19 protein-coding genes are annotated in these 17,930 nt (G+C 64.3%); 12 read left to right on the top strand and 7 right to left on the bottom strand.

From position 1 onward, the window contains the following. The first annotated feature begins 194 nt into the window (after window positions 1–194). Both V1280_RS08640 and V1280_RS08635 read left to right on the top strand, forming a co-directional pair. Window positions 195–2,435, top strand: coding sequence for a GumC family protein (locus V1280_RS08640; RefSeq protein WP_334521737.1), 2,241 nt, complete (start codon window positions 195–197; stop codon window positions 2,433–2,435). A gap of 57 nt (window positions 2,436–2,492) precedes the next feature. Continuing rightward, window positions 2,493–3,734 carry an IS110 family transposase gene (locus tag V1280_RS08635; protein ID WP_334521734.1) on the top strand — a complete coding sequence of 414 codons (1,242 nt, stop codon included), beginning with the start codon at window positions 2,493–2,495 and terminating at the stop codon, window positions 3,732–3,734. Window positions 3,735–4,007: 273 nt separating this feature from the next. Here the strand turns inward: V1280_RS08635 and V1280_RS08630 are convergent, their stop codons facing one another. Further along, window positions 4,008–5,189 (bottom strand): GNAT family N-acetyltransferase, encoded by a 1,182-nt coding sequence (locus tag V1280_RS08630; protein ID WP_334521731.1) that lies wholly within the window; start codon window positions 5,187–5,189, stop codon window positions 4,008–4,010. Window positions 5,190–5,318: 129 nt separating this feature from the next. Here V1280_RS08630 and V1280_RS08625 point away from each other — a divergent pair, with 129 nt between their 5' ends. After that, the gene (locus V1280_RS08625) at window positions 5,319–6,362 is read left to right on the top strand and encodes a polysaccharide deacetylase family protein (RefSeq protein WP_334521728.1); all 1,044 of its coding nucleotides are present in this window, start codon (window positions 5,319–5,321) and stop codon (window positions 6,360–6,362) included. On the opposite strand, the gene V1280_RS08620 is transcribed toward V1280_RS08625, so the two are convergent. After that, a complete protein-coding gene (locus tag V1280_RS08620; RefSeq protein ID WP_334521725.1) occupies window positions 6,352–6,573 on the bottom strand; it encodes a DUF2842 domain-containing protein in 222 nt (73 codons plus the stop codon). The two genes, V1280_RS08625 and V1280_RS08620, sit on opposite strands and share 11 nt — an antisense overlap. Before the next feature lie 96 nt (window positions 6,574–6,669). Here V1280_RS08620 and V1280_RS08615 point away from each other — a divergent pair, with 96 nt between their 5' ends. After that, a complete protein-coding gene (locus V1280_RS08615; RefSeq protein ID WP_334521722.1) occupies window positions 6,670–7,752 on the top strand; it encodes a COX15/CtaA family protein in 1,083 nt (360 codons plus the stop codon). On the opposite strand, the gene V1280_RS08610 is transcribed toward V1280_RS08615, so the two are convergent. The 4 genes from V1280_RS08610 to V1280_RS08595 all read right to left on the bottom strand — a co-directional run bounded on the left by V1280_RS08610 (window position 7,753) and on the right by V1280_RS08595 (window position 11,055). Then, entirely contained in the window at window positions 7,753–8,097 is a 345-nt protein-coding gene (locus V1280_RS08610; protein ID WP_334521720.1) for a hypothetical protein, read from the bottom strand. It abuts the gene before it with no gap. A gap of 121 nt (window positions 8,098–8,218) precedes the next feature. Further along, a complete protein-coding gene (locus V1280_RS08605) occupies window positions 8,219–9,499 on the bottom strand; it encodes an O-acetylhomoserine aminocarboxypropyltransferase (protein WP_334521717.1) in 1,281 nt (426 codons plus the stop codon). A 127-nt stretch (window positions 9,500–9,626) separates the two neighbouring features. Next, window positions 9,627–10,211 (bottom strand): CoA-binding protein, encoded by a 585-nt coding sequence (locus tag V1280_RS08600; RefSeq protein ID WP_334521714.1) that lies wholly within the window; start codon window positions 10,209–10,211, stop codon window positions 9,627–9,629. A 19-nt stretch (window positions 10,212–10,230) separates the two neighbouring features. Continuing rightward, window positions 10,231–11,055, bottom strand: coding sequence for an enoyl-CoA hydratase (locus tag V1280_RS08595; RefSeq protein WP_334521711.1), 825 nt, complete (start codon window positions 11,053–11,055; stop codon window positions 10,231–10,233). A gap of 86 nt (window positions 11,056–11,141) precedes the next feature. Here V1280_RS08595 and V1280_RS08590 point away from each other — a divergent pair, with 86 nt between their 5' ends. The 6 genes from V1280_RS08590 to V1280_RS08565 all read left to right on the top strand — a co-directional run bounded on the left by V1280_RS08590 (window position 11,142) and on the right by V1280_RS08565 (window position 14,826). After that, window positions 11,142–11,570, top strand: a complete 429-nt coding sequence (locus V1280_RS08590; RefSeq protein WP_148773769.1) for a PaaI family thioesterase — start codon at window positions 11,142–11,144, stop codon at window positions 11,568–11,570. 158 nt (window positions 11,571–11,728) lie between these two features. Beyond that, on the top strand, window positions 11,729–12,193 hold the full coding sequence (rplM, locus tag V1280_RS08585; RefSeq protein WP_008137961.1) for a 50S ribosomal protein L13: 465 nt from the start codon (window positions 11,729–11,731) through the stop codon (window positions 12,191–12,193). Window positions 12,194–12,195: 2 nt separating this feature from the next. Then, window positions 12,196–12,675, top strand: a complete 480-nt coding sequence (gene rpsI / locus V1280_RS08580) for a 30S ribosomal protein S9 (protein WP_007611021.1) — start codon at window positions 12,196–12,198, stop codon at window positions 12,673–12,675. A 229-nt stretch (window positions 12,676–12,904) separates the two neighbouring features. Further along, entirely contained in the window at window positions 12,905–14,137 is a 1,233-nt protein-coding gene (locus V1280_RS08575) for a GGDEF domain-containing protein (protein ID WP_334521701.1), read from the top strand. Window positions 14,138–14,194: 57 nt separating this feature from the next. Further along, window positions 14,195–14,431: a hypothetical protein gene (locus V1280_RS08570; protein ID WP_334521698.1), complete on the top strand. Its 237-nt coding sequence runs from the start codon at window positions 14,195–14,197 to the stop codon at window positions 14,429–14,431. A gap of 98 nt (window positions 14,432–14,529) precedes the next feature. Beyond that, window positions 14,530–14,826 (top strand): antibiotic biosynthesis monooxygenase family protein, encoded by a 297-nt coding sequence (locus V1280_RS08565; RefSeq protein WP_091893338.1) that lies wholly within the window; start codon window positions 14,530–14,532, stop codon window positions 14,824–14,826. 6 nt (window positions 14,827–14,832) lie between these two features. Here V1280_RS08565 and V1280_RS08560 read toward each other — a convergent pair whose 3' ends face one another. Further along, entirely contained in the window at window positions 14,833–15,957 is a 1,125-nt protein-coding gene (locus V1280_RS08560; RefSeq protein ID WP_334521692.1) for an AI-2E family transporter, read from the bottom strand. A gap of 247 nt (window positions 15,958–16,204) precedes the next feature. Here V1280_RS08560 and V1280_RS08555 point away from each other — a divergent pair, with 247 nt between their 5' ends. Together V1280_RS08555 and V1280_RS08550 are read left to right on the top strand one after the other, a co-directional pair. Further along, complete coding sequence (locus V1280_RS08555; RefSeq protein WP_334521689.1) at window positions 16,205–16,978, top strand: gamma-glutamyl-gamma-aminobutyrate hydrolase family protein; 774 nt, start codon at window positions 16,205–16,207, stop codon at window positions 16,976–16,978. 102 nt (window positions 16,979–17,080) lie between these two features. Next, a complete protein-coding gene (locus V1280_RS08550) occupies window positions 17,081–17,692 on the top strand; it encodes a hypothetical protein (protein WP_334521686.1) in 612 nt (203 codons plus the stop codon). Window positions 17,693–17,930: the final 238 nt, after the last annotated feature.

Raw genomic sequence — 17,930 nt, 5'->3', positions numbered from 1 at the left:
CCAGCGCTCGACGGCGAATGCCGAACAAAGTTCTCGAAATATCGAGATGGATTAAGGGGCCTCGTGGTTAACAAACGGTGACGGGCGCGCGTGTCCTGCTCTCGGGACGTCGCGATTAACCCAGCGGCAACCTTAATGGAGTGTAATCGGCGCCATCGAGGTGCACGAGTGGCGTTGCCCTGCGGGAGTGTTCGATGCGTTTAGCGTTCTGGCGTGCCGGCAAGGACAAGGCCGTCATCGAGCGAGCCGTCTCGAAGGCCAAGCACGAAGCCAAGCCCGAGACCAAGTCCAGAGTCGAAGCCAGGCCCGGGCCGGCTGTTGCGCAGCCAGCGCCAGCCGAATCCGGTGACATCAATCTGCATGCGCTGGGCGGCGCGCTCGCGCGCAAGCGCGGCTGGATCATCGTGCCGACGGTGCTGGCACTGGTCGCATCCGTCGCCGTCGTCAATCTCATCACGCCGCGCTACAAGTCCGAATCGCGCATCCTGATCGACGGTCGCGAGAACGTCTTCCTGCGGCCGAGCAGCGACCGCAGCACCGAGGAGCGGCAGGCGCTCGACCCCGAGGCCGTCACCAGCCAGGTGCAACTCGTGCTGTCGCGCGACCTCGCGCGCGAGATCATCAAGAAGAACAATCTCGCGGAGCGCCCCGAATTCGATCCGGTTCTGCAAGGCGTGTCGCCGCTGAAATCGCTGGCGGCGATGGTCGGCATCGGCCGCGATCCGTTCTCGATGACGCCGGAAGAGCGCGTGCTCGATGCCTATTACGATCGCCTGCAGGCCTACGCCGTCGATAAGTCGCGCGTGATCGTGGTCGAATTCCAGTCGCAGGATCCCGATCTCGCCGTGCGCGTCGCCAATTCGATCGCCGACGGTTATCTCGTGCTGCAGCAGAATGCGCGCCAGGAGCAGGCGCGCAACGCCAGCCAGTGGCTCTCGGGAGAGATCGAAAACCTGCGCAAGAAGGTCTCCGACGCCGAGGCCAAGGTTGAGGACTTCCGTTCCAAATCGTCGCTGTTTGTCGGCACCAACAACACCACGCTGTCGAACCAGCAGATGGGCGAGGTCAACACCCAGCTCAACAACGCGCGCTCGATGAAGGCGGATGCGGAATCCAGGGCGCGGCTGATCAAGGAGATGCTCCAGAGCGGCAAGCCGATCGAGGCGTCCGAGGTCGTGAATTCCGAATTGATGCGGCGCTTGTCCGAGCAGCGGGTGACGCTGCGGGCGCAGCTCGCTGAGCAGTCGTCCACGCTGCTCGGCAATCATCCGCGCATCAAGGAATTGAAGGCGCAACTTGGTGACCTCGACGGTCAGATTCGTGACGAGGCGGCCAAGATCTCGCGCTCGCTCGAAAGCGACGCGCGGATCGCCGGCGGCCGGGTCGACGGCCTGACCGCGAGCCTCGAGCAGCTCAAGAAGCAGGCGACCTCGACCAACGGTCAGGATGTCCAGTTGCGTGCGCTCGAGCGCGAGGCCAAGGCGCAGCGTGACCTGCTCGAGACCTATCTCGGGAAGTACCGCGAGGCCAGCACCCGCGAGAGCATCGATTCCGCGCCGGCGGAAGGCCGCATCATCTCGCGTGCCATCGTTTCCAACACGCCGGCCTATCCGAAGAAGCTGCCGATCGTGCTGATCGCGACGCTTGCGACGCTGCTGCTCTCGTCCGGCCTCGTCGTCACCGGTGAGCTGCTGCGCCAGACCGCGCCGCGCGCCATTGCCTCGCTCGTGCCAGCGGCGGCGGCTCGCCATGAGCCGATCGTCGATCCTGTGGTTGAGCAGGAGGCTGCACCGCTGCAGCCAACGCTGACGTCCGACGCTGACGTCAACGAATTCGTCGAGATCGGACAACTGGCCGAAAGCTTGCGCTCTGCGGGCTCGGCCGCGAAGAAGGTCACCGTGCTCGGCACCGCATCGGGCGATGCCATCACGCTGTCGACGCTGACGCTCGCGCGGCACCTCGCCCGCGACGCGCGCGTCGTCGTGGTCGATCTCGCCGCGTCCTCGCCGACGATTGCCGCGGTGTCTGTCGATCCGACGGCGCCCGGTCTTGCCGAATTGATGCAGGGGCAGGCCTCGTTTGCCCAGGTCATCACGCGCGACAAGCTCTCGCGGCTGCACCTGGTGATGGCCGGCCGTCCCGGCTTCGACCGCAGCCTGCTGCAGTCGCCGCGGGTGACGCTCGCGATCGACGCCTTGCTGCGCGCCTACGATCACGTGCTCGTGGACGCCGGCAGTGCCGAAGACTTGCCTGCGGAGCTGCTGACGACGAATGCCCGCGCCGTCGTGGTGCCGGATCCGTCGATGGATGCGGATGCACGCGTGCTGATGTGCGAGCAGCTCAAGGCCGTCGGCTTCAACGAAGTGACAATGCTGAGCCGGCCGGTGCAGCCGTCCGATGCTGGCGAGACGCCACCACGGGTCGTGGCGGCGTAGGCCTCTTACCCTCTCCGCGAGTTCGGAATCGTAGGGTGGGCAAAGGCGCGTAGCGCCGTGCCCACCACAGTTCGCGATAGCCACACATGGTGGGCACGCTTCGCTTTGCCCACCCTTGTATTAGCGCGCCGGATTATAATGACCTCGTTCCGTGAGGAATGGCCCAGCCCGGGTGGCCACCCGAGCTGGGCCGCCGATCGATCGGATCGATGCCCATCCGAAGCCTTGAGGGCTGCGTTTCGTAGCAAGATCGCGGTCGGCACTTCATCGGGACCCGCATGGTTGAACGAACTTCAGGTTCGCATTCACAAGGGAGGGTCGAGGAAGATGGCCAAGCGTATCACGATCTGTGCCGGGATCGATACCGGCAAACACAAGCTCGACGTGGCGCTCGATGGCAGCTCGGAGCAGCTGCAGGTCAAGAACACGGCGGAAGGCCACCAGGAGTTGGTGGAGTGGCTGAAGCGCCACAAGGTCAAGCGGGTTGGGATCGAGGCGAGCGGTGGTTATGAGCAGGCGGCGGTCGCCGAACTGCGACGCAAGCGGTTTGTCGTCGTCCTCTTTCAGCCGGCCCAGGTCCGTGCTTATGCCACGTTCCTCCTGCAGTGGGCCAAGAACGACAAGATCGATGCAGCCTTGATTGCGGCCTGCACCGCCGCCGTCAAGAAGATCCACTCTGCTCCGGATCCTCGGCTGCAGCCCTTTGCCGAGCATCTGACGATGATCGACCAGATCCAGGAGGACATCGCCAAGCTGAAGAACCGGCTGGAGAGTTGCCGCAACGAGCGTATCCAGAAGCTGTGGAAGGAGCAGATTGCTCTCTTGGCCAAGCACAAACGAGCCGAGTTCAAGGCTCTGGTGGCAGCGATCCGCAAGCATCGCGATCTCGCCGCACGGCTCGATCTGATCTACAGCGTCGCCGGCAGCGGTCTGCCGACCGCAGTCGCCATCCTGGTCAGGATGCCCGAGATCGGCCAAATCACGCGTGAACAAGCCGCAGCCCTCGCCGGGCTTGCCCCTTACGATGATGACAGCGGCGACCGCGTCGGCGCCCGTCACATCGACGGCGGCCGCGAACGTTTGCGCCGGGCGCTCTATACTGCCGCACTGCCCGCATCGTTCCGCTGGAACCCGCAACTCATGGCCCTGTACAGCCGCCTGATTGCCGCCGGCAAGGGTCACAAGCGCGCGCTCGTCGCCTGTGCCAGGAAGTTGCTCGTCATCATCAACGCCGTCGTCGCCCGCGGAACGCCGTGGCTTGCTGAACCGTCAAAAGCTGCGGGCTTGCCCGCCACTTGAGCCCGTTTCTTTGTTCGGCCGAAGCACCGTTTCTTCGTCCCGACCTGCCGCCGCAAAGACGCCACGCGCAGCGGCCGTCAAGGCTGGCCGTCGCTCCGGCCCCACCTCATCGCCGCTGCCGCCAGGCCACGCCTTGACGGCTGCAAGCACGGCGTCATGCTCGCGGCAATCGGACGTCGCTTTAATGGTTGCTACGGCATTTGAGTTCGAGGATCGATGCCGCTCATCTCCCGCAAGAGGAGAGGGGAACTGCATCTCGCCAGTGGGAGGATTTTACCCGAACGCCCGCCGCAGCTTCTGCGCCAGCTCGAACAGCATCTGGTTCTGCTTGACCAGGCGCTTGCCGTGGTTGAGTGAGGACATCGCCATCGCCGCGAGCTTGCCGCGCGCGGTCAGGGGCACGAAGCTGTCAAAAATGTCCTCGTCATCCTTGCAGAACATGCGCTTGTACTCGTCCGTGCCAATGCCGAGGTCGAGCGAGCGGTAGCCGCGCTCGGCGTAGCGGTCGATGATGTAGCGCATCAGGATCAGGCCCGGGCTGTAGCGGGCGTGCTCCGACATCGTGTAGGTGTTGAACATCGTCGAGAAGCGCTGGCCGTCGGCAACGCCGGCGAAGATCGCGATCACCTCTTCGTCGCATTCGAGCGCATGAATGTCGATGACACGGCCTTCGCCGCGCGGCGCGAGGCAGGCGCTGCGGATGAATTGCTCGACACCCGGTTCGGCGAAGACGTTCGGCAGTTTCTGCTCCGCCATCCGTACCGGCTTGACGCGGAAGAACCAGTCGAGCAGGCGGGTGACGTCCGCGTCCGTCGTGGCAAGGTGGTAGCGATAGCCGGCGAGCGCCTGGAGTTTCTTCTCCTTGCTCTTCAGCCGGCGGCGGAAAGAGTTGCTGATCCGGGATGCGGGCGGGCCACCCGGCTCCATCGTCAGCAGCGGGCAGCCATTGATCGCGCTCTGCTGCGGCAGCAGCGCAAATGGATTCTGCTGGTCATGCCAGCGCTTCGGCTGCTGCGTCAGCGCGAGAACGTCGACCTGGTCATGCAAGGGCGCGAACAGCATGTCGAGATCGGTCGTAACGGCCTGTGCCGCGAACCCGGCGTTCCACAGCCCCATGTTGAAGGTCGTGTGCTTGCCGCCCATGAAGCAGGCCGTGCGCACACCGTGGCCCTGGCGCAGCGCGAGCGGAAGCAGTGCGAGCGGTATCTGTTCGGCGTCGCGGGCGATCACGACGAAGGGACGGGCGCCTTCGCGTTCCCCGACCGATCGCGCCCACGAGCCCAGAAGATCGAACCGCTGATAGGGCGTGAAGAGATGACCGGGCTCCTCGAGGGCGCGCCAGGCCGCCTCAGCCTTGGCAATATCGCTGATGAGGTCGACATGCGCGATACGGCTCGCTTTCGACCGCGCTGGCGATTCTGCCGTCCGGCTTTGCATCGCCGCAGCCATGGTCATCCGCGAAACCTGTCGAGAAAACGAAAAATACGTATTTCGGCCTGTGGCCGACCTTTGCAAATAAATGTCAACAAAGGGTAATGACAATGGCTGAGGGAACAGGCCGCCGGCGAACGCGAAGGTGGGGAATTGGCATCCGACGACAGATGGCTGGAGCGGTTGCGGCTCGAACTGGCCTGGTTCACCGGCCAGCCGCTGCTGCGCAGCCGTGGCGCAGGCGCAATCCTGCGCTTCGAGCGCGTGCGACCGCGGCGGAGCGGCGCGTTCCAGCCGCTGCGCCAAAACGAGATCACTCCGCAATTTCTCGATCGCGCCATTCGCGCGCTGAAGCGCTGGAATTATGATTTTCTCGGCATGGACGAGGTCTGTCGGCGCGCGGTGACGCTGCCGGAGAAGCGGCGCTTCGTAGCGCTTACCTTCGACGGTGCGCCTAAGGACTTCATCAATTTCGCCTATCCGGTGCTGGCGCGCCACGCCGTGCCGTTCACGATCTACGTTCCCACCGCCTTTCCCGATGGCGTCGGCGAAACCTGGTGGCTCGGGCTCGAGCGGGTGATCGCGCGCGAGAGCCGCATCAATCTGATGATGGGTGACAAGGAGCAGCGCTTCACCGTCATTGATAATGCCGGGAAGCAGGCGCTGTTTTCGCATCTCGAGAATTGGCTGCGCTCGCTGGCGCCGGTAGATTTGTCGGCGGCGATCGCCGATCTCTGCACGCGCTACCGGATCGATCTCGCTGCACTCTCGCGTGAGGCGTCGATGGATTGGGAGGATCTGGCCAGGCTAGCTGCCGATCCGAGTGTCACGATCGGCAGTGCGACCGTGAACTATCCCGTTCTCGCCAACATGAAGGATGCGGCCGCACTGCGCGAGATGACGATGGGCAAGGCGGTGGCGGAAGCGTCCTTCCGCCGCGAGATCCGGCATCTGGCGTTTCCGTTCGGCGACCGCGCCTCGTTTCGGCGCAGTCACGTCGTGATGGCGGAGGAGGCCGGCTTTGCCAGCGCGGTATCGACGATCCCGGGCATTGTGGACGCAGAAGGCCGCACCAATCTGCGTACGCTGCCGCGGATTTCCTGGGACGGACGGGTGCGATCGTTGCGCATGATGCGCGTGCTGGTGTCGGGCGTTGCCTTTGCGCCGGTGAAACCGACGGGCAGCGTTACGAGCTAGATTTCGCGCGATCGGGGCGCTGCATCCAGCTCACGAGCGGCATGGCCGGCAGCACCCAGCCCATGCCGACCACCACGTAATAGATCGCCTGCCGCCAGCCGGACTCGGCGATCCACGGCATCTGCGCCGCCGCCATGCCGAGCAGGGCCCAGACGGTGGCCAGCACGAGGAGCAGGATGGCGCCGAGGAACTTGCGGGTGCGGATCGTCATGGCGGACTATTGCGGCTTTCGCGTAACTTGAACTGCGGGAGCGGGGGACTATAAGGGGCACGCAGTCCGGTTCAAGCTTTGGTTTTAACCCCTGAAATGACAACGAATTCCGCCCCGACCAACCCGCATCGCGCCGTGCGCTGGTGGCTGATCTCCGTGGCCGCCCTGATCGCGCTGATGGTGCTGGTCGGCGGCGCGACGCGGCTGACGGAATCCGGCCTGTCGATCGTCGAGTGGAAGCCCGTCACCGGCAGCGTTCCGCCGCTGTCGGAGGCGCAATGGACCGCCGCGTTCGAGGCCTACAAGAATATCCCGCAATATCGCGAGCTCAACGCCGGGATGTCGCTGTCGGAGTTCAAGCAGATTTTCTGGTGGGAATGGAGCCACCGGCTGCTCGGTCGCTTTATCGGGGTTGCCTATCTGCTGCCGTTCCTGTTCTTCCTGTGGCGCGGCGGCCTGTCGGTTGAGTTGAAGCGGCGGCTGTGGCTGCTGTTCGCCCTCGGTGGCCTGCAGGGTGCGGTCGGCTGGTGGATGGTGGCATCGGGGCTGTCCGAGCGGGTCGAGGTGTCGCAATATCGGCTGGCGACGCATCTGGTGCTCGCGCTGCTGATCTTCGCCGGTATCGTCTGGACGGTGCGGCGGCTCGCCGATCGGCCGCAGCTTGCGGTCCCTGCGCGGCAGCGGTTCACGAGCGCGGTGCTGGTGATCGTGACCTTCATCCAGATCTATTTCGGTGCGCTGGTCGCGGGCCTGCGCGCCGGACGCGCCTACAACACCTGGCCGCAGATCGACGGCGCCTTCATTCCGTCTGCAGAACGGCTGTGGTTCGAGACGCCCTGGTGGCGCAACATGTTCGACAATGTGCTGACGGTGCAGTTCGAGCACCGCATGACGGCTTATCTGCTGTTCACATTGGCGGCGCTGCATGCGTTCGATGCGGTGCGTTCACGCGCAGGCTCGGCGGCGCGCGGCGCGCTCTGGCTGCTGGCGGCCGTGAGCGTGCAAGCCGTGCTCGGCATCCTCACGCTGCTCAACCAGGTGCCGATCGATCTTGCGCTGTCGCACCAGGCGGTTGCGATCGTGGTACTCACGCTTGCGGTGATGCAGACGGAACGGCTGGCGTCACGGCAATCGGCTGAGATGCAGCCGCGCGTGGTTCCGGCGGGGCAGCCCGGCTGATCAGCAATAGCCGTAGATGCCGCACGAGTAGGGCAGGCGCCAGAAATAATCGACCTGCTTCCCGCCGTAATACGCGCCCTGGTAGTCGTAGTCCCAGGGGCGACCGTAATAGCCCGGCAGCGTATGCGAGCCCGGCAGCAACGGCGTGCCCGGCAGATTGCGGATGTAGCTGCCGACGCCGTAGGCCGGCGAGATCAGCGCATCCGGATCGGTCTCGACATAGACCTTTGGCGGTTCCTGCGGCGAAGCAGCGGCCCGCCGCTTCGGATTGGCCGGCATATCGGCGGCAACAGCGGCTGAAACCGTGAGCATCACTGCCAGGGCAGGCACCATCCAGCGCAGCATCGTCGGCTCCGAATCAAAGGGGCGATCCAAGGACGATGTATGCGGCAGATATGGTTAATGACTGTTAACTGCCGCGCGTTTCCGGGGCGCGCTTTCGCGCACCCCGGAATGACTCAGAAAACTAGGCCGCCAGCGCCTGCTCCAGGTCGGCGATCAAATCTTCCTTGTCCTCGATGCCGACCGAGAGCCGGACCACGTCGGGGCCGGCGCCGGACTTGATCTTGGCGGCGTCGTCGAGCTGGCTGTGCGTGGTCGAGGCCGGGTGGATGACCAGTGAGCGGGTATCTCCGACATTGGCCAGATGCGAGAACAGCTGCAACTTCGACACCAAATTGACGCCGGCGTCGTAGCCGCCCTTCAGGCTGAAGGTGAACACGGCACCCGCGCCCTTCGGCGCGTATTTGCGCGCGAGCTGGTTGTACTTGTCGCTAGCGAGGCCAGCATAGTTCACCGCGGACACCGCGGAGTGGCCGGCGAGGAATTCGGCGACCGCCTTGGCGTTATCGCAGTGCTTCTGCATGCGCAGCGGCAGCGTCTCGATGCCGGTAAGGATCATGAAGGCATTGAACGGCGACAGCGCAGGCCCAAGGTCGCGCAGGCCCAGCACGCGGCAGGCGATGGCGAAGGCGAAATTGCCAAACGTCTCCTGGAGACGGATGCCGTGATATTCCGGCCGCGGCTCCGACAGCATCGGATATTTGCCGCCGGTCGACCAATCGAAGGTGCCGGCATCGACGATGATGCCGCCGAGCGAATTGCCGTGGCCGCCGAGAAACTTTGTCAGCGAGTGCACGACGATATCGGCGCCGTGGTCGATCGGCCGGATGAGATAGGGCGAGGCCAGCGTGTTGTCGACGATCAAGGGCACGCCGGCCTTGCGCGCCACCGTCGAGATCGCCTCGATGTCGGTGATGCTGCCGGCGGGATTGGCGATGGACTCGATGAAGATCGCCTTCGTGCGCGGCGTCACCGCGCGCTCGAAGCTCGCGACGTCATCGGGATCGGCCCACACGACGTTCCAGCCAAAACTCTTGAACGCATGCGCGAACTGGTTGATCGAGCCGCCATAGAGCTTTCGCGCGGCGATGAATTCGTCGCCGGGTTGCATCAGCTGCTGCAACACCACGACCTGCGCGGCATGGCCCGAGGCCACTGCAAGCGCGGCGGTGCCGCCTTCGAGTGCGGCCACGCGCTCTTCCAGCACCGCGTTGGTCGGATTTCCGATGCGGGTATAGATGTTGCCGAACGCCTGCAGGCCGAACAGCGAGGCGGCATGGTCGGCATCGTTGAAGACGAACGAGGTGGTCTGATAAATCGGAGTCGCGCGCGCACCGGTGGTGGGATCGGGCTGTGCACCGGCATGCACGGCGAGGGTCGAAAATCCCGGAAGGCGATCGCTCATTGGGGGCGTCCTGTTCTTGTGGTCTGAAATCGCGCGGCATGCTGAGCGGCGTCGCGGCTGCCGTCAAGCTGCCGCTTCACAGTTGGCGCTACGCATTGTCACGTTCGCGCAATGGAGATTTATTGCGTCAGCTTTGTTCGGTCTTGTTCTTTGCAGCGCGATCAGAGGCCGCGGTCTCGCCGCCGCCGACACTCACCCGATTGAGGGATAGGCGCATGCCCTGCGTCGGTGCAGGCGGGCGCTTGGAACTGAGCGTGCGCGAATTGACGCCCATCCAGGAGATCTCCGACGACAGCCGGCCATATTCGATCTTGGGGCAGCGATTCATCACGACCTTGATACCCGCGGCTTCGGCTTTTTCCGCCGCCGCATCGTCACGCGCGCCAAGCTGCATCCAGATCACTTTCGGCAGCGGATCGAGCGTGAGGGCCTCGTCGACGACAGGCATGATGTGGCTGGAGTTACGAAAGATGTCGATCATGTCGACGGGACGTCCGATATCGCGGAGCGAGGCGACGAAGGGCTTTCCGAGCAGATCCTTGCCGACATGACCGGGATTGACCGGGATCATGTCGTAGCCACGCTGCGCCAGGTATTTGAACGCGAAATAGCTCGGCCGCACATTGACCGGCGAGGCGCCGACCATCGCGATCGACTTCACGCTGTTGAGGATGCTGCGGATGTAATTGTCGGGATAGGCGTCGTGGTTCATTGCTCGTCTTTTCTCGTTGTCACTCATCCCGCCATGTCGGCGCGCGTTTCTCGATGAAGGCGCCGATGCCTTCCTCGGCGTCGCGGGCCATCATGTTCTCGGTCATGACCTCTGCCGCATAGCGATAGGCGTCCGCAAGGCTCATCTCGGCCTGACGGTAGAACGCCTCCTTGCCGAGCTTGACGGTGTAGGCCGATTTCAGCGCGACCTGTTGTGCAAGCGCGATCGCGGCGTCGCGCTCGGTACCGGCGGCGACCACGCGATTGACGAGGCCGATCTCGCGAGCGCGCGCAGCCGGGACCGGCTCGCCGGTGAGCAGCATCTCCATCGCCTGCTTGCGCGGCACGTTGCGCGACAGCGCCACCATCGGCGTCGAGCAGAACAGGCCGATGTCGACGCCGGGTGTGGCGAAGCTCGCCGCTTCCGATGCGATCGCAAGATCGCAGCTTGCCACGAGCTGGCAGCCGGCCGCGGTCGCGATGCCCTGGACGGACGCGACCACCGGCTTCGGCAGGTGCACGATCGCCTGCATCATCGCGCTGCAGGCGTTCATGAGTTCGGCGAAATAGGCGCGGCCGCGATCCGGATCGCTGCGTCGCGCGGTCAGCTCCTTCATGTCGTGACCGGCGGAGAAGGCGGGACCGTTGGCGGCGATCACGACGCCGCGGACGGACTTGTTGTCGCGGATCTCATCGAGTTTGGCGTGCAGGCCGGCGATCATCGCTTCCGACAGGCTGTTGCGCGCGGCCGGTCGGTTCAGTGTCAGCACCGCGATGGGGCCGACCATTTCGCGCAGCAGAATAGGCGGTTGCGGGGAGGGGGCGCGGGCGGCCTGGGTGGACATCAAGGCGTTTCCGGTTGGATTATTGCAATTGGATGATGCAGATAACCTAATGTAACAGGTCACGTGAAGCGAGGGTGGGGAACAACATGGCGGCAGCGAAAATGAGCGTGGCGGAGGTCGAGCAGTTTCTCCGTGACGAGTTTCCCCAGGCGTTCGGCGGCGACGACATCACGATCGAGAGCGCGGACGGCCAGACCTGCCTTTTGCGCCAGCGCTTCAGCGAACGGATGCTGCGGCCGGGCGGAACCGTATCCGGCCCGACGCTGATGGCGCTGGCCGATTTCGCCATGTACGTGGTGCTGCTGTCGGCCATCGGGCCGATCGGGCTCGCGGTGACCACCAATCTCAACATCAATTTCCTGCGCAAGGGCCAGCCGGGGCAGGACGTGCTGGCGGAGGCGCGCTTGCTCAAGCTCGGCAAACGCCTCGCGGTCGGCGAGGTGAAGCTGCTGTCGGGGACCTCGCCCGATCCGATCGCCCATGTCACATCGACCTATTCCATTCCAAATGTTTGAGCTTTTTGCGGGTAATATAGCACCATAATTTTAAGGTGTTGATTTTGTTTATATAATTTACGTTGCCGGGCATTGACCGTTGCGCGTCTCTTCTCTAGAAACCCGCGCAGTCCGGTGCGGTGTTCGCGCCGCTATTCCCCGTCCACGGAAACTCTGACATGAAAACCTTTTCGGCAAAGCCGGCCGAGGTGACGAAGAAGTGGGTGCTGATCGACGCCAAGGGTCTGGTCGTCGGCCGTCTCGCCACCATCGTCGCCATGCGTCTGCGCGGCAAGCACCTCCCGACCTACACCCCGCACGTTGATTGCGGCGACAACGTCATCATCATCAACGCCCAGCATGCGGTCCTCACCGGCCGCAAGCGCGAGCAGAAGACCTACTACAAGCACACCGGCTATGTCGGCCACGTCAAGGAGCGCACCGCGCGCCAGATCCTTGAAGGCAAGCATCCCGAGCGCGTGCTCGAGAAGGCCGTCGAGCGCATGATCCCGCGTGGTCCGCTCGGTCGCGTCCAGATGGGCAACCTCCGCGTCTATGGTGGTGCTGATCATCCGCACGAGGCCCAGACGCCCGAGAAGATCGACATCGCCAAGTTGAACCGCAAGAACACGAGGGCCGCATAATCATGGCCGAATCCATTCAGTCGCTCGACCAGCTCTCGCAGCTCAAGACCGCGGCGGCGCCCGATGCGCCCAAGCACGAGAAGAAGGTCGACAAGTTCAACCGCGCCTACGCCACCGGCAAGCGCAAGGACGCGGTCGCCCGCGTCTGGATCAAGCCGGGTGCCGGCAAGGTCACGGTCAACTCGCGCGAGGTCGAGGTCTATTTCGCCCGTCCGGTGCTGCGCATGATGATCGAGCAGCCGTTCTCCGTGGCCGCGCGTTCCGGCCAATACGACGTGATCTGCACGGTTGCCGGCGGCGGTCTGTCCGGTCAGGCCGGTGCGGTGCGTCATGGCATCTCCAAGGCGCTCACCTACTTCGAGCCCGAGCTGCGTACTGTCCTCAAGAAGGGCGGCTTCCTCACCCGCGACTCCCGCGTGGTCGAGCGTAAGAAGTACGGCAAGGCCAAGGCCCGCCGGTCCTTCCAGTTCTCGAAGCGTTAATTGCTTCGGTCACATTCGCCGCGAAAGCGGCCTCAATGAAATGCAAAAGGGCGCTGATTTCAGCGCCCTTTTTGCTGTTCGTTTGTACGCAAATTGAAGACGAGTTTCCCGAAAACTTGGGCTCCCGTGAAAACCTGAATGGAACTCGCGGGACATAGCGTCGCATCTGGAAGGGCGCGCAAATCGGATGTGCCGATCGCGTAACTGCTATGTTCAAGAGGGGGCCGACATGATGTCGCTCGATAGCATCACGCTCTATTTGGTCGCCACGATGGTCGCCGCACTGCTCGGCGCCATGATGGTGTTTTTCGGCAGACAGGAGAACAGCCCCGCGCTGAAATGGTGGGGCACCGCCTATCTGCTCGGTGCAGCCTCCGTCGCGCTGTGGACGGCGACCGGCGACAAGCTCGGCCCGCACCTCTATCTCGCGCTCAATGCGGTGGGCTTCGTCGCCTGCGGCATGGTGTGGAATGCGGCGCGCGTCTTCCACGGCCGCAAGCCGAACTGGCCCGGTCTCGTGCTCGGTGCTCTCGCCTGGATCGCGACGGCGACACTGCTCGATCCCGCAGCATCGATGCTGCGCATGATCATCGGCGCCGGCATCGTCTCGGTCTATGCGGCGCTGACCGCGAGCGAGCTCTGGGTCGAGCGGCGCAAGAGCCTGCAACGTCGCTGGCCGGCCTTCGTGGTGCCGGTGATGCACGGCTGCGTGCTGATGCTGCCGATCCTGCTCGGCGGCTTCCTGCGCCCGAACGATGTCGGCTTCTCGCACAGCGTCTGGGTCACAGTGTTCGCGGTCGAGCTCGTGCTCTATGCCGTTGGCACCGTGTTCGTGATCTTCATGCTGGTGTCCGAGCGCACGGTGACTGCGCACCGCACTGCCGCGTCGACCGATCCGCTGACCGGCATGCTCAACCGCCGCGGTTTCTCGGAAGCCTGCACGCGCATGATCGAGCGGGAGGCCAAGGGCGGCCGCCCGGTCACGGTGATGATCTTCGACATCGACCATTTCAAGTCGATCAACGACCGCTTCGGCCACCCCGCCGGCGACGAGATGCTAAAGCTGTTCTCGACCGTGGTCGTCAACAATCTGCGCCTCTCGGACCTGTCGGGCCGCATCGGCGGCGAGGAGTTCGCCGCACTGCTGCCCTGCGCGCTGGAGGAGGGTGTGCTGGTCGCCGAGCGCGTGCGCGAGGCGTTCGAGACCTCCGGCGTCGTGGTCGACGAAGGCCCGGTCGACACCACCGTCAGCATCGGTGTGGCCGGCGGCCCCGCCGGCACCGAGCTCGAGGTGCTGCTGGCCTCGGCCGACACCGCGCTCTACCAGGCCAAGCGCGGCGGCCGTAACCGTGTCGAGGCTGCGGAGGAGCTGCCGTTGTCGCTGGAGAACTGGCGCCGCCAGAGCGCCGCGCGGATCGGTGTCCCCAAGGCAGAGTCCAAGATACAGCCGGCCACGGCCTGAGAAGAAAGGGCCTTGCGGTAAGCCCCTGTTTACCATTCGGTTCCTACCATTGCGGTCATGGAATCGATCCATCGACAGAACCCGCAGGCTGCCCTGATGTCGCTCGAAGCTGCTGCGGCCTCGGCACGCGGCGGTTTCGCCTGTCTGTTCTCGACCGCGGACGAATACGAGACCGCGTTGATTGCGGAGCGCCGCGCCCAGGGGCGGTACGCGCAGAGCCGCAGCTATTGGCCGATCGCGCTGTTTCTCGGTTGCGCGCTCGTCGTTACAGGCAGCGTGCTGCTGTTCGCCTGAGAGCGCCGCATTTTCGACCGGGCAGGGCGCCGTTTCGGCGCCTTTTTCTTTGCTCCCGGCTGCGGTAGATACGGCCACCAACAAAAGGGTGGAAACCGATGATCACCGAGATCGCGCAAATCGACGTCAAGCCGGGCAGCGAGAAGGATTTTGAGGCCGCCGTCGCCAAGGCCAAGGCCGCCTTCGGCCGCTCCAAGGGCTTTCACGGGTTTGAGCTGCACAAATCGATCGAGAAGCCGCAGCGCTATCGCCTGATGGTGAAATGGGCGACGCTGGAGAGCCACACCGTCGATTTCCGCGGCTCCGAGAATTTCACGGAATGGCGCGGGCTCGTCGGCCAGTATTTTGCCTCGCCCCCGGAGGTCGAGCATACCGAGACCGTGCTGACGACCTGAGCTGGCTCACGCCGCCTCTGCCAGAGGCGGCGCCTCATACGTCTTGAAATGGTCGATCACGACCTTGGCGATGGCGACCACTGGCAGCGCCAGCGCCAGGCCCCAGATTCCGAACACGACGCCGAGCAGGATCTGGAACGCGAACAGCGTGGCCGGCGGGATGTCCAGCGCCTGGCGCTGGAGGATCGGCGTCAGCACATAGCTCTCCATCGCATGCACGCCGAGGAACAGGATCAGTGCCGATAGCGCCGGGATCCAGCCCGAGGCGAGGCTCGCCAGCACCACGACGACGCCGGCGATGATCGCGCCGACTGTCGGGATGAAGGCGAGCAGTCCGGCCTGGATTCCGAGGATGAACGAGCCGGGGATGCCGATGATGGCAAGCCCGATCCAGGTTACCGCGCCGACGGCTAGCATGACGATCATCTGCGCGATCAGCCAGCGCTCCAGCGTCTCGCCGATGCGGTCGATGATAAGGGTCGCGCGGATGCGGTGCCTGGCCGGTGCGAGGAACAGCAGGCCATCATGATAGACGGCGGGCTGCGCAGCGAAGGCCAGCCCCAGGAACAGCACAATGAAGACATTGCCGACGGCGCTGATCGCGCCGAACAGCAGCTTGAACGTCTGGCTCACGATCGCCCCACCACTTGAGGCGATCGCGCCGGCGTTCGGCAATGGGGCGTGCGGGGCAGGCGTCGAGGCCGTGTCGCTGGCGGAAGAGGCGGGCGCGGCGCTGCCGAGATCAAAGAAGCTGGTGTCGATGCCACGGTTGTCGAGGAAGGATTTGACGTGCGCAATCTGCGATTTGATGGTGTTGCTGAGCAGTGACGCCTGCTCGGCGATGGTCGCGCCGCCGAGATAGGCGACGCCGGCGAGCAGCGCCGCAAGCACGATGCAGACGATCGCAAGCCGCACGGCATGCGGCAGGTGCACACGGCGGCCAAGCGCATTGGTCAGCGCGTTGAGGCCGACGCCGAGCAGCATCCCGGCGAAGATCAGAAGCAGGCTGGCGGCAAAGTACCAGGTGAAGACCAGCATTGCCGTGAACAGCACGACCCCGATGCCGCCGACGGTAATGGCCCAGGCCAGATCGGACCGGGCTTTGGGCTGTTCATCTCTGGGGATGGTCACATCACGTCCTTTTCGGAGGGGGGAAGCACTCTTTCGTGAAATCGCGCCCGGGATCAAGCCGAGGCCGTGCGCCGGATTGAAGCGCCCGTGGCCGGCCGGAGCCAACGCCGCGGACGCGCCGGGGTGCCCCAGGGGGGCGCATTTGCGCAAAAATAGCATTGCCGTCCCGCGAACCCTTCTGTTGAATTTGTTCCATCCGAGGGGCATGTTTGGAGAATCTTCTTCGGCGGGGAGGTCTGAACGGGAAATGAGAAAGCCGGTCGTCGGCGTGATCGGGAACGCCCATCGCGTCGAAAATCGATTTCAGGTCCAGATGGTCGGCGAGCGTAATTTGCGCGCCGTGGCCGAGGTCTCCGGCGGCTTGCCGGTGATGTTCGCGGGCTCACCCGACATCACCGACATCGCCGCGCTGCTCGATGCCGTCGACGGCATCGTGCTCACCGGGGCCCGAGCCAACGTGCATCCGACCCGCTTCAACGTCGACCCCTGCGAGAAGCACGAGCCCTACGACATCCACCGCGACGAGGTCGCACTTGCGCTCTCGGTTGCGTGCGTCGCGCGCGGCATCCCGCTGTTCGGCATCTGCCGGGGCTTGCAGGAGATGAACGTCGCCTTTGGCGGCTCGCTGCACCCCGAGATCCGCGAGATCCCCGGCCGCATGAACCACCGCATGCCCAGGCTCGAGAATGGCGAGATCCATCCCGATCCGACCGTGGTGTTCGCCGACCGTCATGACGTCGACCTCACGCCGGGCGGTGCCTTCGCGAGGCTCCTCGGCTGCGAGAAGATCCGGGTCAATTCGCTGCACGGACAGGGCATCCTGGAGCCCGGCAAGCGCGTGCTGATCGAAGGCGTCGCCGAGGACGGCACCATCGAGGCGATCCAGATCGCGGAAGCGCCGACCTTTGCGCTTGGTGTGCAATGGCACGCCGAATACGACCCGCAGCGCAATCCGATCAACCGCAAGCTGTTCGAGGCTTTCGGCGAAGCGATGGTCGCGAAGCAGAGGGCGGCGGCGTAGCGGCGGGTCTTTGGGCCGGATCGACATTGCCCGCGCAGCGGAGCCGAACGTGCGGCTCCGTCCTATTTCTCCTTTGAATATTCAAGCTGGAATTGCATTCCGATGATTTGCAGATTGACCGTTGCGGTCTCCGTCTTGTTCGCATCCCCCGCCATCGCTCAAACCGCTGCGCCGACCGAGGGCCCGATTACCTGCGCTTCGCCGGTCGCGCCCGGCGACACCGCCAAGAGCCTGATGCAGCGCTACGGCAAGGAGGCCGTGATGCAGGAACTGTCGGGCGCGGAAGGTGAAACCTACAAGGGGCTCGTGTTGTTTCCGAAGGCGAACGACCAGCGGCTCGAGATTGCCTTCAGGGAAGACAAATCGAAGCATGTCTCTGGCCTGGCAATGCGCGACAGTGCCAAGACGAGCAAATGGAACGTCAGTGGCATCACGATCGGATCAAGCCTTGCCGACGTGCAGAGGGCGAACGGCAAGCCATTTGTGGTCAGCGGCTTCGAATGGGACTACGGCGGCTTCGTCACCGACTGGAAGGGCGGCGCGCTCAGCGGGCCGATGCAGGGCGGCTGCACCGTGACGATCCGCTTCGACAGGAAGTCCGCCGCGCCGAAATCGCTTTTGGGCGACGGCGTGACGGTCGCCTCCGACAACGCGGCTCTGGTGAGGTGGGCGCCGGTGGTGACGGAGATCGGGGTGAATTTTCCAGACAAGTGAGTTGAGACGTGGGACTGCTACGAACTGCGCTCGCAACATCTCGGACCGAATAAACCAATCAGCAAGAATTGGTGCGCGCCGATTTTCGCGATTCCGATTCGTTCTTTGAGAACGAAGTGGAGTCAGATGCAGAACGAAAATTGATGGCTTTCCGTCCCACGATTTCCCCCAAACGAAAAGGCGCTCCTCTCGGAGCGCCTTTTGCTTGTCCGCTGCTCGCCCCTTCCATTGCATTGCA

This window comes from Bradyrhizobium sp. AZCC 2230 (genome assembly GCF_036924495.1).
Taxonomy (GTDB): domain Bacteria; phylum Pseudomonadota; class Alphaproteobacteria; order Rhizobiales; family Xanthobacteraceae; genus Bradyrhizobium; species Bradyrhizobium rifense.
The sequence above is the reverse complement of the archived record's forward strand: the minus strand, read 5'-3'. Positions and strand labels throughout refer to the sequence as shown.